The 16,779-nt window shown below is 41.1% G+C and carries 10 protein-coding genes; 3 read left to right on the top strand and 7 right to left on the bottom strand.

Annotated elements, in window-relative coordinates; genetic code table 11:
• Positions 1-18: 18 nt before the first annotated feature.
• The 3 genes from ABE099_RS15525 to dcuS form a co-directional block, all read right to left on the bottom strand.
• Complete coding sequence (locus tag ABE099_RS15525; protein WP_210090750.1) at positions 19-1,380, bottom strand: 2-hydroxycarboxylate transporter family protein; 1,362 nt, start codon at positions 1,378-1,380, stop codon at positions 19-21.
• A gap of 502 nt (positions 1,381-1,882) precedes the next feature.
• Complete coding sequence (locus ABE099_RS15520; protein ID WP_430032029.1) at positions 1,883-2,590, bottom strand: response regulator; 708 nt, start codon at positions 2,588-2,590, stop codon at positions 1,883-1,885.
• Positions 2,587-4,179 (bottom strand): DcuS/MalK family sensor histidine kinase, encoded by a 1,593-nt coding sequence (gene dcuS, locus ABE099_RS15515; protein WP_430032028.1) that lies wholly within the window; start codon positions 4,177-4,179, stop codon positions 2,587-2,589. Before dcuS ends, ABE099_RS15520 begins: the two co-directional genes overlap by 4 nt.
• A gap of 334 nt (positions 4,180-4,513) precedes the next feature.
• Here dcuS and ABE099_RS15510 point away from each other — a divergent pair, with 334 nt between their 5' ends.
• The 3 genes from ABE099_RS15510 (at position 4,514) to rd (ending at position 7,204) form a co-directional block, all read left to right on the top strand.
• Positions 4,514-5,752, top strand: a complete 1,239-nt coding sequence (locus ABE099_RS15510) for an FprA family A-type flavoprotein (RefSeq protein ID WP_430032027.1) — start codon at positions 4,514-4,516, stop codon at positions 5,750-5,752.
• A gap of 66 nt (positions 5,753-5,818) precedes the next feature.
• Complete coding sequence (locus ABE099_RS15505) at positions 5,819-7,006, top strand: NAD(P)/FAD-dependent oxidoreductase (RefSeq protein WP_430032026.1); 1,188 nt, start codon at positions 5,819-5,821, stop codon at positions 7,004-7,006.
• Positions 7,007-7,039: 33 nt separating this feature from the next.
• Positions 7,040-7,204 (top strand): rubredoxin, encoded by a 165-nt coding sequence (gene rd / locus ABE099_RS15500; protein WP_430032025.1) that lies wholly within the window; start codon positions 7,040-7,042, stop codon positions 7,202-7,204.
• A gap of 225 nt (positions 7,205-7,429) precedes the next feature.
• On the opposite strand, the gene ABE099_RS15495 is transcribed toward rd, so the two are convergent.
• The 4 genes from ABE099_RS15495 to ABE099_RS15480 all read right to left on the bottom strand — a co-directional run bounded on the left by ABE099_RS15495 (position 7,430) and on the right by ABE099_RS15480 (position 16,773).
• Positions 7,430-8,134, bottom strand: a complete 705-nt coding sequence (locus tag ABE099_RS15495; RefSeq protein ID WP_210090744.1) for a Crp/Fnr family transcriptional regulator — start codon at positions 8,132-8,134, stop codon at positions 7,430-7,432.
• A 427-nt stretch (positions 8,135-8,561) separates the two neighbouring features.
• A complete protein-coding gene (locus ABE099_RS15490) occupies positions 8,562-10,253 on the bottom strand; it encodes a hypothetical protein (RefSeq protein ID WP_430032024.1) in 1,692 nt (563 codons plus the stop codon).
• Positions 10,250-12,205, bottom strand: a complete 1,956-nt coding sequence (locus ABE099_RS15485) for a DUF7507 domain-containing protein (protein ID WP_430032023.1) — start codon at positions 12,203-12,205, stop codon at positions 10,250-10,252. The genes ABE099_RS15490 and ABE099_RS15485 overlap by 4 nt, the downstream gene beginning before the upstream one ends.
• A 23-nt stretch (positions 12,206-12,228) precedes the next feature.
• Entirely contained in the window at positions 12,229-16,773 is a 4,545-nt protein-coding gene (locus tag ABE099_RS15480; protein ID WP_430032022.1) for a beta strand repeat-containing protein, read from the bottom strand.
• Positions 16,774-16,779 lie beyond the last annotated feature (6 nt).

Here is a 16,779-nt window from a genome sequence, read left to right as displayed (position 1 = left end):
GACTTAAATCCGTTTAACTTAACCGCCCCATACCGCAATCAGTAGGGTAGCAGCTACAACGGTTAGTGCGCCACCAATACGAGTTGAGATTTGAGCAAATGGCATTAACTCCATACGACCAGATGCAGAAAGAATTGCAACGTCACCTGTTCCGCCTAAACCACCACGGCATCCTGTAACAATTGCTGCTTCAACAGGGAACATACCTACCCATTTGCCTACAAAATAGCCTGTAACAACCATCGCTACAATCACTGTTGCACATACAAGGATGTAAGGGATTGAAATCAATGCTGCAACATCATTTAATGGAATGTACAAAATACCTAAACCAACCATCAACGGCCATGTTAATGTACCAGATACAAATTTGTACAAGTGATAAGCACCTTGCTCAATTTTGTAAGGAAGCAATTTGCTTATTTTTAGCAAGGCTGCTCCAAAGATCATTAAGATTGGACCAGGAATACCTACTACTGGGGCTAATAATGTGCCTGTAATAAACAAGGTACAAGCGAACAAAAGTCCCGCTCCCATCAATGCAAAGTCATATTTTTCTGCATCATAGTTGCTTCCGCCCATTTTGTTACCATTTTTTTCCTTTACTAAAACACCATTACCTGTAATCGACGGGTTTTTATCCGCCATTCTTTTTAGTACGCCGGCACCAATAATTGCAAACACGTTACCAATAACTGCGGCTGGAATCATTTGAGCAACATAGCTGCCTGATTCACCACCAAGAATTTGAGAAAAGGCAATCGACAATGGTAAAATTCCTTCACCAACACCACCACCGATAATCGGAATGATGATGTAAAAAAGTGTACGGTGCGCAGTGTAGCCAAACAGCATCCCTACGCCCATACCAGCAGCGACCGCAGCAACAGTACCTGCAATCATTGGAACAAAAATACGGATAAAACCATCAATCAAGGTTTTTCTATTCATCCCTGTAATACTACCTGCTACTAAACAAGCAATATACAAATAGAGGAAGTTAGACGTTTTCATTAAAGTGTGTACGGAATCAATAATAGGTGGATTTAATATGTTCCAAAAAACTAGGAAAGACGGAACCATTAAGGACAAAATTGCAGGTCCACCAATGTTTTTAAGAATTGGCAACTTAAAGCCTAGATCACTTAAAAGTATACCCATAATCATAATGACTGCTAAACCGCCAATCATATCATTTGGCAAACGACCTAATGCTGCTGCTGAAAAAATAATTACTGCAAAAACTACATAAATCGGAAGCGGAATAACTCCAACCTTCAAATGTAATATTTTGTGAAACCAGCCTTTGCTTTCTGTCTGTGCATCTACATTTTGTGACGCCCCACCAGAACTTCCTTGCGGCTGTAGCACCTTGTTCATGTAATTTGACCTCCTTGTAATCTTCTACAGCCCCATCATATCGTCTTTGTAAGCGCTTTTGTGATTGTTTAAATATTGGTATAGTTTTTAAAGTTTTTAAAGCAAGCGCTTTCATAAAAAAGAGATTGCATGCAGCGAAAGGAGGTTGCTACGTGACAGAGGGTTGTTTCGAGCGCTCTTAAAATCCGATTCCTTCATTTATCAATAGGGTTGGAATCGGATTTTAAATGCGCCCATTTCATTTCTCCACAATCCCTCTGCCCCTTCGCTACTTTCTGGCTGCATGCAATGGACTGTTTTTTAGTGGTATCGCCACTAAAAAAAACTTTAAAAATGGGGGCGTTCCCCCACCCCGCCCCACATATGAAAACACAATAAAAAAAGGGCATTACCAGCGAATGGATTCCTGTAGGAATATCGCGGTAATGCCAATGCTGTAATCTTATATCACATAAAAGTTACCAAACTAAAATAACTACCTTAAAATACAAAGTACATTGTATTATAAATACTTTTTTATCTCTTGGTGTCCTTGTGGTGTAACCCGGTATTTCTGCACAGGTCTACCCACGGCCCCATAGACGTGATCCATTTCTAAAATGCCACGCGCCTCGAGTTCTGTTAAATACTTACCCGTAGACACACGTGATATGCCCGCAGCAGCCGATAATTCCTCACTTGCAAACCATTCGTTTGGAAGTCCTGATATTGCTTTCCATATTGTTTGTAGTGTTTGACGAGTCAACCCTTTGGGGAGAGGTGTATTTTGGATAGCACCTGGTGTTGGGTGTGTTAAGCTATCTAGCTCTGATTGTACAATGACTTCACTGCTTCTAAACAATTTTGCACGGTCTCTGTAAGTTTCTAATGCAGCACGCAAGCGATTAAATTCAAACGGCTTGATTAAATAATCTACTGCACCATTATGCAGTGCTTGACGTATACTTGCGGTATCCTTTGCCGCTGAGATTACAATCACATCTGTTGTTAATGATTTATTCCTAATTTGGGATAAAAGCTCCAACCCAGTACTTCCCGGCATATATATATCAAGCAATAATAGATCATAGGTTGTTTTCTCCATCATGCTTAATGCTTGTTCAACTGTACTCGCCCAACCATCCACACGAAAGCCAGGCGTCTGCTCGGTATAAAATTTATTCATTTCAGCAACCATCGGATCATCTTCAACGATAAGTACTTTAATCATTTGTCCCCCATTTTAACTTGGTACGGTATCCGTACTATAAATTCAGTTCCTTGATTTGGCCCACTAAGACAGCTGAGCTCACCACCTAGTTTTTTTACACTTCGCATAATTAAATATAAACCAATCCCTCGATTTTTCCCCTTTGTTGAAAAGCCTTGCTCATACATTTGTTTCATTGTATCTTCCGATATTCCTTTTCCGTTATCCCGCACAGTCACCGTCATCACTTCATCTTGGTACTTAAAACCAAGTGAGACTTCCTTACTCTCAGCATCATTAGGTGCCTCCAATGCGTTTTCCAGTAAATTACCAACAATCGTTACAAGCTCATGCGACGTTTCTGGATCAGCACATTCTAGTAGCACACCCTCTTCCAATATCGTAATTTGTGCACCTGTCTCTCTTGCTCTACTCAGCTTGCCTAATAAAAAGCCCGCCATTACAGGATCCTTCACCTGTTTTACAAGCATACCTGCCTCTGATTGAAAGTGCTCTAAAATATCACTTAAATATTGATCTAAACGATCATATTTACGCATATGGTTTAGTCCTACTAGTACATGGAGTTTATTCATAAATTCATGTGTTTGAGCCCTTAAGGCTTCGGCATACAAGGATACACCAGATAATCGTTCCATTAGCACATCAATTTCAGTCTTATCTCTAAAAGTAGCAATTGCACCTTCAATGACACCATGCACCTTAACAGGCACAATATTGACAAGTAATGTCATGTCCTCCTGATCAATCGCAATATCATTTAAAGCCTTACCACTTGCAAGTACTTTATCCAGATGTAGCATGGAACATAAATCTGTTTGATTGTCTTCATCAATTCCCGAAATTTTTAATAATCTTTTGGCAGCCGCATTAATTAACGTAACCTTCCCCGAAGTATCTACCGCTACAATTCCCTCTTTTGCAGACTGGAGCATTGCACTTCGCTCTTCTAAAAATCTTGATATTTCCTGTGGCTCCATCCCAAACATTAACCGCTTTAAGCGACGCGCCAATAATACTGCACCTAGTCCTCCAAGCGCACCGCCTGCTAACATCCCTAAATAAAGAATCCAGCGATTTTGTTTCACAGCAAGCTTCACAGTGTCAATGGGTAAGCCTACCGCAACAACACCTAACAATTCTCCCTCACTATATATGGGTGAAAACGCTCGCACAGATGTGCCTAACGTGCCTTGGGCAATTGAAATAAACTCTTTGCCATGTAGCGCCTCGCCCTCATCGCCTCCTGCAAAATGTTGCCCGATTAAGCTTGGATCTGGATGGGACAAGCGAATTCCTTCCGCATTCATAACAACAACAAATTGTACATCATTTAGTTTACGAACCTCTTCTGCAAAGGGCTGTACCGCAGTGATATTTTCTTTACCACTTAAGGCCGCAATCACAGTAGGTGCCTTAGAAACCGTCCTTGCAATCGTAACGGCTTTTTGCTCTAAATTTTCAGTTGTAATATTGGAAATTTTGCTACTAAACATGAAATATACAGTAAAAAGGACAACAACTAAAACACAACATACCATCAACGTAATTGTCGTTTGCAGCTTTAATGTGCGGTTTCCTATTTTCAATAAGCTCACCTATCATTTTTTCTTTGATTATATCTACCCGTGTCCAAATTGTCTGTATAAATTATGTGAAGCCACAACGATAGCAATAACTAAACTTATGGCTTCTATATTCTATTAGACTCTATCGGGACATTGGGATGATATGTATGAAATGGAATTGGTATTCAAGCCCATTATAATACGCACATGGAGACCTGTATACATTTGAGGATTGAGATCACATTTTTATGTTATTGAAGTCGTCCCCTGCTTTAATCTGAATCCTCAAATGAGGGTCTGTTCTATTCTACAATGAAGATGTTCCTAATCACATATTACGAAAGGATGTATATAGATGAAACCAGGTTTTGAAATTAGCAAGGATGTTTATTGGGTTGGCAAAATTGATAATCGTGAGGTTCCATTTCATCGTCTACTATTATCCAAGGGCACTACGTATAATGCCTACTTACTTAAAACAGGAAAACCAACAGTGATTGATACAGTAGATATGGAGTTTGGTAGAGAATTTGCAGAACAAATCGCAGAGCTCATTGATCCACTTGATATTGAGTATATCGTGATTAACCATACTGAGCCAGATCATTCTGGTGGGATTGCCGCATTAGCAGCCAAAGCAACAAATGCCACAATCGTATGTACAGAAATCGCAAAACCTGAAATCCAACAAATGTATAAATTACAACACCGCTCCTACTTAACGATCAAGGATGGCGACACCTTAGATATTGGGGGCAAGACATTATTATTTAAAGAAACACCTTATTTACACACTGAAGAAACGATGATTACGTATTGCATTGAGGATCAAATTTTATTCCCTTGTGATATTTTCAGTACCCATGTTGCTACTTTAAAATCCTTATTTGCAGACGAAGCTGGTTTTGACATTTGGGATGACTTCGTTGGTTATTATAAAGCGATTATCCATCCTCACCGTAGATATGTAAGTACATTGATGCATGCGATTCAAGATTTGAAAATTAAAATGATCGCTCCATCTCACGGCTTTATTTTACGGAATGAAATTGACAAATATATTGCCTTATATGGTGAATTAAGCACAGAAACGAAAGACGACAAAAAGGTAGCCATCGTGTATGCGACACTTAAAAATAACACCAAAAAGATTGCCCAACAGCTCAAAGCTCATTTCGAGGAAAGTCATATTGCTGTTGAACTATGGGATGTAGATAAATCAGAGGAAAACGACATCTTAAAGAGCATTGAAGCCTGCGATGCTGTGTTTATTGGTAGCTCAACCAAGTATGCAGATATGACTGGCAAGCTAGAAAGCTTATTACAAAAGCTACCTGAGCAAAATCTTGAAGGAAAGCTAGCTGCAGCCTTTGGTTCCTATGGATGGAGTGGCGAAGCGATTGAGGTTGTACAGGATTACTTAAATTCAACCAATATGGATGTACAAAGCACCTCAAATGTAATAAAGACAACAGGAATGACGCATGTGGAGTTCCCTATACGCATCCGCTTTACACCTAATGATGAGGTTAAAAAAGAAAAGATTAAACATGCGGCTGACTTTGTTTCAGACCTGCTACTAAGTGCAATCTAGTTGTCGATCTAGTTCATTTTTGATCATCGGATTAGCTTCACTTATTCAATAAAGGAGAAAATAACTATGGAATCTATAGAGACACATCGACATTTTGTTATTATTGGCGGCGGGGTGGCAGGATTAACTGCCGCAAAGGCAATTCGTGATCTCGACGCAGAGGCGCAAATTAGCATATATGGAGAAGAAGCGGGTTTACCGTATAATCGGATCAAATTATCTAAAGCTTTATTTACCGATTTACAAAGCGATAAAGTACTCATAAAAAAAGAAAAATGGTTTGTACAAAATAAAGTTGATTTTTATCCTAGCACTAAAATCACTTCTATTCAAGCAGTAGAACACACCATTACAACTGAAGAAGGACAATCCATTAAATACGATAAGCTCTTGATATGTACAGGTGCGCTCAATCGCACCCTAGAGCTTGAAGGTGCTAGTTTACCTCAAGTGCATCAGCTTCGTTTCAGAGAGCAAGCGGAACAGCTTAAGCAAACGCTTGGAACCCAAGACAAAGTATGTGTAATTGGCGGAGGGATACAAGGAATTGAAACGGCATGGTCACTACATCAAGCGGGTTATCAGGTCACCATTATTGAACAAGCCCCTCGTTTAATGGCGCGACAATTGAATGAAGAAGCGGCTGAAATTTTGACCAAACAGATTGAAAGCTTAGGTACTGTTGTCATTACTGGAACAGCAGTAAACAAAATTGTGGGTAAAGATCACGTTGAAGGTGTTGCACTTGCAAATGGAGAGGTAGTTCCTTGCGAGCATGTCATCTACTCTATCGGGATTATCCCAAATATTGCATTGGCTCAACAAAGTGGAATTAGTGTGGATAGAGGTATTATCGTAAATCAGCATATGCAAAGTAGTGCCGACGATATTTATGCCGCAGGGGATGTTGCACAATTTGAGGGTAAAATTGATGGCTTATGGAATACCGCGATGGAGCAAGGTCGAGTTGCAGGAACCAACATGGCTGATACAACAGCAACCTACCAAGCCCTTATCCCGATGACTGTATTTACTGCGTATGATATGCCGTTATTTTCAATTGGGCAAGTCGACAAGGAAGCTTGCACTAACAATGAGTGCACCACCAAACAAGAGCCGAAACAAGATGAAGTCGCTTATAAGCAAATGTTTGTTGAGGATGGCATCATTTGTGGAGCGATTGTATTTGATTCTGTTATTTCCGCAGCACCTTATAAAGAAGCCATTGAGCAAGGTCTTCCTGCTTTAAATTAAATAAATATTATAAAATTTTGGAGGGTTATTAAAATGAAAAAATATATTTGTAAACCATGTGGCTATATTTATGATCCAGCGATTGGTGATCCTGATGAGGATGTAGCACCAGGCACCGCATTTGAAGATCTTCCTGAGGATTGGGTTTGCCCAGTATGTGGCGAGGATAAAGATGAGTTTATACCTGTAGAAGAATAAAAGATTCCCTAGACCGTAGATAGCAACAAAACAAAGCCTGATTTCATCACATAGATGTCATGAAATCAGGCTTTACATAAGGCACTTTATTTAAATTAGTGGTTGACAACCACCCCAAAGATTTTTACAACCCAATAATCAATAACAATGAAATCTGGTTTTAACAACGATTGGAAGAATCCTCTGTTTCGAGCCTTCCATCTCCATTGTTGACAACCACTTTTTTTAATCTACATACTCATATAGCTTATCCGCATCACAAATCGTTATTTCCCTGGTCCCATTAATCTCAATAATTCCATCCCGCTCAAATTTTCTAAATTTACGGCTAATTGTTTCTCTTGTTACTCCAACGTAATTCGCCATTTCCTCACGAGATAATGGAAGTCTAATTTTCGTTTTTTCCAACTCACGTTTTCCATATTTTTTACCCATTTCTATGATCATATAGGCGATTCGAATTTCTGGATCACTGGTCGCTAAGCTTTGAGCCAAATTTTCAGTTGCCGCTAATCGTCTAGTAATTGTCTCTAGTAGCTTAATTGAAATCGCTGGATTTTCTTGAATAATTTGCTGCATAGCCGCTTTGGTTAATAGACAAATTTCTGTATCCTCTAAGGCATAGGCGCTAAAATTGCTTGTCTCTCCACTATTAAAAATACTTAGCTCACCAAAAAACTCCCCTACAGAAAGCACGCGTAAAATTTGCTCTTTCCCTTGTGCAGTAATTTTTAATAGTTTCACATAGCCTTTTCTAACAATAAATAACGTCTCAGAGGGCTGCTCCTCTAATATTAATGCATTACCCTTTTTATATTTTTTATGTTTAATCATGGCACTGATTTTACCTAGCTCTTCTTCTGACAAAGACGAAAAAATGGGAACCTGACGGGTGCATAATGCCTCACTACAATGATAACAAGTATTCATTTTCCCTTGCTCCTTTCTATATTTAGGTTAAATAAAATTGGTGGATGCCAACATGAAGATGGTAAGCTACGGAACAGAGGTTCTTTCGATCGTTATTAAAATCAGATTTCTTATATTCTTATTCCTTTATTGTTCAAATCAGATTTTAAATACGAACGTTACACTTCTCCAGAATCCTCTGTCCCTTCGCAAATTTGGGTATTTGCCATCCACTAATTTAAAATATCAACCTATATTTAGGGTGCTTTCTTTATGGATGCTGAAAAATAAAAAGCAACCCCGTTCAACGATGAATCGTCAAAGGCGGCTGCTTGCTTATGTTAAGTTTAATTCATCTTCTACCTACCATGCCTTTATTTAAACATAACACATCAAAATAGGTTGATCTTTGATTGTAGTCACACCTACAGTATTATTAGTACCTGTATTATTCGTACGGATCATCGATATATAGACTATATTCATTTGAACGTACCTGATCTTGATATAGCTTATCATTTACCTTATAGGTATAATTGGCGAATGCAAAGCCGCTTATAATCGACGTTTCTACGGTTTCCTCAACTTGTACCCGTAAAGAAGTCACTATCACTTGATTAGGTAATATGGTGCCAATCCATAATGGTTGGCTTGCTTGTTGATCTATCGTATTACTACTAATAACTACTTCACCGCTAGGGATCAGCTGAGTACCCGGAGGATACAAACTAGTAAGCGTAACATCAGCCTCAATGTTTCCTTGATTCCGTATCTCATATTGCAATTCAACCTGATCTCCTCTATCCACAACTTGGGGTGTAGCGGTCACATTTAAAGTAATAATCGGGGCATATAAAGCAACTATAACAGTATTAGACAACATAACTTCCCGAACGGATCTGCCGTCAGGCATGCGATAGGTGTAGCTTAGTCTCGCTTGGTTTCGCCAATTCATATTAGACACATTACTTAGTAGCATGGGCGCAGAAACCTCAAAGGAAATATTCGCAACTGTATTGGCACGAAGCGTACCGAGGTTAATGCCTTGGGAAGGATGTACCCCTCTTATGCCCTTACCGTCTATAACAAGACTATCCCACACATATAAGGCACCTTCAGGTAAAGCATCATATACAACCCCATCTATTGCAAAAGGATTATTGTTTAGAACCGTTATCGAATATGAAATATTTTCTCCTTTTGTAGTGGCAGCTACACTTGCGCTTTTTTGTAATCCAACTTGCGGTTGAATTACTTTCACCTGAACTAGATTGGTGACTTGCTTAATGGAGACTCCTGCGATTTGACTTTGTACCTGTGCTTGCATATCCATCATGGATGAGGGTGGCATACTGATCATTCTAACCTGAAAAGTAAGTTGAACTGTATTGCCTGGATCAATACTCCCTACCTCCATCCATTGATTTGGGTTAGCTGAGGGGAGCATAAAGTCATCCATCGTAACACTACCCGGAACAAACTGTGCCTCACTTGGGACTGGAGCTGTTGCAATTGTGTTCTCCATCCTGCGATTGCCGCGATTTGTCACTGAAATCGTATAAGAAATTATATCTCCAAGGAACGTAAAACCTGTACTTGCGGCTAGAGATGCGGTAAACTGCTGACCTAAAATATTTACTTCTTCAATATTAGATCGTATTACTCCCTCTATTTTTCTTCCATCTACGGTATTAAATAAATATCTTGCCTCTGATTGATTTCGGACTTTTAAATCTGAAGGAAGTGAACTAACTATTGCTTGAAAAGTAACACGGATGACTGCGCCTGCTGTCATATTTCCAAGCGAGATCCCGAGGCCAGGCATAACACCTGGCTGTGGAATCCCATCTAATAGCAAACTATTTTTAACAAATACGACTTCTTTAGGTAACACATCATATAAAGTAACCTCTGCCGCTCGATTGCCATTGTTGCGAACTAAGATCGAATAGGTAATCGTTTCATCTAACGTGGCATTTTTAGGATTCGCGGACTTTGTGACTTGTAGCTTTGGACCATACAGCGGAGTCTCCACAATATTGGAGTACGTCACACTGTTAACATTACTATCATTATCATATTGAAATGATACTTGAGATTGGTTCAACAATTTTTGCTGAACATTTAGTTGCTTATTCATATTTCAACAACTCGAACTTGGAAGGTCACTGTTGCTGAGCTGCCAACAGCAATCGTACCAACGGTTATACCAACGTTTGGATTGGCAGTTGGTCTTGGCGTTCCATCTACCGTTACGCTTCCAGCTATAAAGCTAGTTCCCGCTGGTACTGGGTCTGTCATTACTACATTATTAACAGGAGATAAACCGTTATTTGTAATCAAAATGGTGTAAGTAATAATATCACCAACTACAGCATCAATGGCAGAGGTGCTCTTAGCCACCGTCACATCTGGTGAAGACACTGGAATTGTAAGAAGGTTTGATAGTTGATTTCCTGTGCGTGTCACACCATCTGGTAACGTAAATGAATAGTTTGCATCCGCTTGGTTCACTAGCTGTTGTGGGGAAGGTAAGGCATCCACTGTCACTTGAAGTGAGACGCTAACACTCACTGTTTCACCTGGCGGAACGATCCCTACATCAATCCCTGTCGTTGGATTCGCCCCTGGCTGTGGAGCTCCGTTCACAAGCACACTGTTAGGGACAAAGCTTGCTCCAGTAGGGACATCATCAAATATAGTAACGGCAGCTGGCCAATTTCCCGTATTCGTAACATTTAGGAAATACACAACAGTATCGCCAACAGTAGCATTAAGCGTACTTGCACTTTTAGCAAGACCAATATTAGGCTGATAAATAGGGGTTACTACCGTATTCGAGAACGAAGAGGCGGAGAACGCACCTGAAGTAAAGCTTACAATAGATCTATTGCTAAGCTGTGCTGGATCTAATACTCCTGTTACTGTTACTGCAAATGTAATAGTTACAGAATCACCTGGTGCAATTGGGTTAAGTGCAATACCATTAGCCGGATTCGCTGCTGGACGAGGTGCTCCGCTTACAGTAACACTACCGCTATTAAAGCTTGAACCCGCTGGGATTGGGTCAGAGAATAACACATTGTTGATGGTCTGAAGTCCATTATTTGTGACAACAACTGTATAGGTAACGGTTTCTCCTACAGCAGCAGCAACAGTAGATGTAGTTTTAAGAACGTTAACATCTGGTGAAGAGACAGGAATCGTTACAATATTTGATTGGAGTGCACCTGTTAATGTACGACCATCTGGAAGTACATAAGAATATGTGGTTGAAGCTTGATTACTTAGCTGTTGACTAGGTGGCAATGAATCAATGACGGCAGAGAAGGTGACTACTGCACTTGTCACTATATTAATTGGGATTCCTGTTGAAGGATCAGTCCCAGGAGCTGGCGAGCCATTCACGATAACACTGTTTGGTACAAAGGTTGTTCCTGCTGGAATCGTATCAGTTAATACAAGTGCCGCACCAAAATTACCTGTATTATTCACTGTAATCGTATAAGCAACAATATCTCCCACCGTTGCATTATTCGTATTTGCACTTTTCACTGCGCTTAAAATCGGTTGGTATACAGGAATAGAAACGAGTCCAGATATTGCCGTCGCTGAAAAGGTACCTGATGTAAAGCTCACTGTAGACTGGTTATTTAAAATATTTGGTGAAGGTAAAGAGGTGACTGTTACGTTAAAGCTAACATTCACTGAAGCACCTGGTGCAATTGTACCAATGGCAACACCACTTGAAGGATTAACTCCCGCTCTTGTCACACCATCTACAGTCACAGAGCCAGCTACAAAAGCAGTGCTGGTTGGCAGCGGATCTGTGAATACAGCATTATTTACAGCGTCAACTCCAGTGTTTGTAATGACCGTCGTATACGTAATAACATCACCAACGCTAACCGCAGTTGATGGACTACTTTTAACTACAGTTAGATTTGGAGCGGAGACAGGAATGTTGACCGTATTAGAAACCGCTGAGCCATTTAACGTACGACCATCGGGCAATGTAAATGCAAATGAGGCAGTCCCTTGATTACTTAATTGCTGGTCAAGTGGTAATGTATCAATGACGACAGAAAACAATACCGTTGTTGTCCCCCCTGGCTCTAAAACACCAGTTGGAATACCTGTTGACGGTCAACACCTGCTTGAGGAAAGTTATTAACAAGAACACTGTTTGGTAACAGGGACGTTCCAGCAGGAATATTATCCGTAACATTCACTTGGGCAGCATAGTTTCCTGAATTGGTCACTACTAACGTATAGGTGAGCGTCTGACCAACAGTTACAAGAGCATCATTTGCACTCTTTACCACGTCAATAATCGGCTGAGATACCGGAATCTCTACAATACTAGAGAACGAAGTCCCTGAGAATGAGCCAGAAGTAAAACTAACGGAAGCTTGGTTACTTAACGTTGCAGGCGTAGGAATCGTATTTACAATTACGCTAAATGAAACTGTAGTTACTGCAGATGGAGCTAAAGCAGCTAATGCAATTCCTGAAGCAGGGTCAGCCGTTGCAATGGTTGTTCCATTAACAACCACACTACCTGGAACAAATGTACTACCCGCTGGAATTGGATCAGAGAACAATACATTATTAACCGTCTCGATTCCATTGTTCTGGATTGTTACGGTATAGGTTACTGTATCTCCAACCGCTGCAACTGTGGAAGGTGTCGATTTCGCAACAGCCACATTAGGTGCCGATACTGGAAAGGTCACACTATTTGAGACCGCAGTACCCGAAAGCTGTCTGCCATCCTCTGTTACAAAGGTATAGGTAGCATCTGACTGGTTACTAATCTGCTGTGGCGTTGGCAATGAAGTAATAACAACCCCAAAGGTTACTCTTGTAGTGGCGCCTGGAGCTATAATGCCTACGGCAATCCCAGTCACTGGAGAGGAGCCAGGTTGAGGATTACCCCCTACATTCACACTGTTTTCTATAAATGTAGTACCTGCTGGAATTGAATCTAACAAAATCAAATTACCTGAGAGATTTCCAGTATTACTTACATCCATAGTATAGACGATAGAATCTCCTACAGTGGCGTTTGTTGTATTTGCAGATTTGACCATACTAATCTGGGGTTGGGTTACGGGTGTAACTGTAATGTTAGAGGACGACGTTGCGGAGAACGTCCCCGACGTAAAACCAACTGTCGATTGGTTATTAATTTGTGTTGGAACTGCCATCGTTACATTCACCTCAAATGTTACGGTAGCCGAAGCGTTAGGAGCAAGGGTACCGATTGGAATACCAGAGGACGGATTAGCAAGCGGCTGAGAAATGCCATTTATAATCACGCTTCCGGGGATGAACGAAGTATTACTTGATAACACGTCACTTAGTACAATGTTGTTTGCATTACTGATTCCATTGTTCGTTACGACAACACCATAAGTAAGCACATCACCTACTGTAACAGGTGTGATTGGACTTACTGATTTAACGATAGAAACATTAGGTGCCGATACTGTGATCGTAACTACATTGGAGGATGCCGTCCCTGTAGCTCCTCGGCCATCAGGTAGATTATACGTGTACCCTGCTGTTGCCTGATTCACTAAGCGTTGTGACTGCGGAATACTAGTAATTGTTGCTAGGAAGGTCACTATAACCGTAGTTCCAGGCTGGATAGACCCTGTAGATATGCCAGTGACTGGACTGACACCAGGAGTTGGTACACCTCCTACAATAACACTATTTGTTTCAAATACAGCTCCTGCTGGAATCAGGTCAAACAAGTTTACTGTTGTTGCAATATTTCCGGAATTGCTCACCTCCATCGTATACGTAAAAGTATCTCCCACTGTGGCATTTAGTCTTGTTGCACTTTTTAATATCGAAATATTTGGAATATAGACCGGTGTGACGATCACTTCTGAGGCAGAGCTTCCACTAAATGAACCAGAACGAAAAGCAACTGCGGCTCGGTTCGATAAAGCTCCTGTATTTGGTAAGGAGACAACACGCACTTGAAAAGTAATGTTAGCTACTGCTTGAGGCGCTAATGTCCCAATAGAAATACCAGCCTCTGGATTAGCAGAAGCATTTACAGCACCATTTACGATAACACTACCCGCAACAAATGCAGCTCCTGCTGGAATTGGATCAGATAGAATTACATTGGTAACAGGATCAACGCCTCGATTCACAACAGAAATCGTATAGGTTAATACATCATTAATGGTAGTTGAGGTAAGATTAGCACTCTTAGCAATCTCTACATCCGGTGCAGATGCTGTTACTGTCACTGTTGGTGATGAGCTTGAGCCTGATATTGTTCGCCCGTCAGGAAGCTGATAACTGTAGCTACTTGCCGCTTGATTTACGAGGAATGGGGGCGATGGAATACTATTCAGTTCTGTCTGGAATGTTACAAGAATCGAGCTACCAGGATTTAATGTTCCTAGTGATACCCCTGTAATTGGAGAATCACTTGGCCTAGCTACACCCCCTACGGTGACACTCCCAGCCACAAATGTACTGCCTGTTGGCACATTATCGGTTAAGGTAACCTGTGCTGCAATATTACCTGTATTACTTACATTTAAAGAATAGGTAATAATTGAGCCTAGTGTAGCACTGCTACGATCTGCTGATTTCGATATACCAATAACAGGTTGAAAAACCGCTGTTGTTGTTGTATTTGATAATGAAATCCCTGTAAAGGTACCCGAGCTATACGAAGCAGAAGCACGATTAAGTAGCTGTGCAGGAGAGGGTACAGAAGTAACTGTGACTTGAAAGGAAACATTAACTGAAGTTCCTGCTGCAATGGTTCCCACTGCGATCCCACTTGTTGGCGAAGCGCCTTGCCGTGGTGCACCGCCAACGGTAACACTCCCTGCTACAAACGTAGTTCCCGTGGGCAACGTGTCATTTAAAACTACATTTGTTACTGCTGCCGTTCCGTTATTAGCAATCACAGTAGAATACGTAATCGTGTCACCAACTGTAGCATTAAGCAGACTTGCACTTTTAGCAACAGAGACGTTAGGCAATTGCACTGGCAACGTTAATACGTTAGAAGATGCAGAACCCGAGATTGTTCGTCCATCTGGTGGTTGGAAGGTATAGTTAGCATTGGCTTGGTCTACTAGCTGAGGTGGGGATGGCAAACTGTTAACAAGCACTTGAAAGGTCACTATAGAGGTTGCACCTGCTGCAATTGTCCCGATCGGAACACCCGTCACTGGATTAGCCCCTGATATCGGTGATCCATTTACGGTAAAACTCCCTGCTACAAATGAACTTCCTGATGGAATATTGTCAGTAATCGTTGTGTTTGCACCAATATTTCCACTATTCGTAATTTCAAGACGATACGTCACAGTGTTACCAACAGTTGCATTGGCTACATTTGCTGATTTGGCGATAGAAAGAATAGGGGAATAGACAGGGAGTGTAACCCCATTAGAAGGTATAACCCCCGTAATGATAGGACCTCCAGCTACACTTTGAAAGGTAAAAGCAGCGTTGGCTACATTTACAAGCTGTTGTGGTGAAGGAACTGAGGTCACGTTTGCTCTGTAGGTCACCGTAATTGAGGAGCCTAAATTTAATGAACCAAGCGAGACACCTGTTGTAATATCAAATGTGGGCCTAGCGACACCAGCTACGGTCACACTTCCTGCTACAAAAGTAGAACCTGGTGGCATAACATCTGAAAGAACAACACTAGCTGCATTTGCTGTGCCCGTATTGCTAACGGTTACTGTATAAAGAACACTATCCCCGTTCACTACACCTGTAACATTAGAACTTTTGGTCAAATTGATTTGAGGAGCATTAATATTAACTTGAATAGCATTAGCATTCACCACATAGGCGTCACCTGAAGTTGTCAGGCTCAGTACCGCAGATGACTGATTGTTTACCAGTCTAGCTGATACATCCACATTCGTAATATCCCAGCCTTGTCTCCCCCCAGAGATATTAGTTCCTGGCGCTCCATTAGTTTGATTTCGATTGCCAAATGTTCCTGTCGTATTCAGTTGCCCAAGATCATTATTGATTTGCGAGGCAAAAAAATTGTTAGCGAAATTATTTGGACCAGATAATGCCACAAGTGAAGATGTTGTTGGTCCAAATAATGCTTGATCTCCTGTACGGTTAGCATCCCCTTCTTGCGCGCTGAATAACGCTCTACCTCCAAGCGCACCTGATATAGGGGTTGCAAACCCCGTAATTGTCGTATTGACAGGCCCTGATGTTGCTTGGACTAATACTGAACCTGCTCGAAGTGACATGTTACGGAATGGCAAGGATGGGTTTTGGTAAATGACACCTAATGTCCAACCGGCATGGTTGGCTGTAGAATCACCAGCAATAACAATGGTGCCTACAACCCCTCCTGTCGTATACGTTCCAGCCATTCCCTGCTGTACAAGTGAGGTGACATTAGCAGAGCGCACATAGGCAGATGCACCACCACCTAGATCCACCTGCTGAGCTGTAGCCGAATCAGGCGTTACACTGGACGTACCTGCCGGAGTTGTAAATGTAACTGGATTGTTAATAGCGGCACTTAGATTGACATTACCATTTATGTAAGAGCCACCCCAAATCAATTCAGCATACAATACCGTACTTCCTGTAGGCAGGACGAGTTGGGCAGATGAATTATTGTTTTGGTACAATGACGT

It is taken from the genome of Paenibacillus turicensis, assembly GCF_050461185.1.
In the GTDB taxonomy this organism is placed as follows: domain Bacteria; phylum Bacillota; class Bacilli; order Paenibacillales; family Paenibacillaceae; genus Fontibacillus; species Fontibacillus turicensis_A.
This window is presented reverse-complemented; position numbering and strand designations above follow the sequence as displayed.

Excerpts from the sequence above, each read along its gene's own strand:
- ABE099_RS15505 (WP_430032026.1), top strand. The coding sequence starts at position 5,819 with ATGGAATCTATAGAGACACATCGACATTTTGTTATTATTGGCGGCGGG.
- ABE099_RS15490 (WP_430032024.1), bottom strand. The coding sequence starts at position 10,253 with ATGAATAAGCAACTAAATGTTCAGCAAAAATTGTTGAACCAATCTCAA.
- ABE099_RS15495 (WP_210090744.1), bottom strand. The coding sequence starts at position 8,134 with ATGAATACTTGTTATCATTGTAGTGAGGCATTATGCACCCGTCAGGTT.
- ABE099_RS15510 (WP_430032027.1), top strand. The coding sequence starts at position 4,514 with ATGAAACCAGGTTTTGAAATTAGCAAGGATGTTTATTGGGTTGGCAAA.
- ABE099_RS15520 (WP_430032029.1), bottom strand. The coding sequence starts at position 2,590 with ATGATTAAAGTACTTATCGTTGAAGATGATCCGATGGTTGCTGAAATG.
- ABE099_RS15525 (WP_210090750.1), bottom strand. The coding sequence starts at position 1,380 with ATGAACAAGGTGCTACAGCCGCAAGGAAGTTCTGGTGGGGCGTCACAA.
- rd (WP_430032025.1), top strand. The coding sequence starts at position 7,040 with ATGAAAAAATATATTTGTAAACCATGTGGCTATATTTATGATCCAGCG.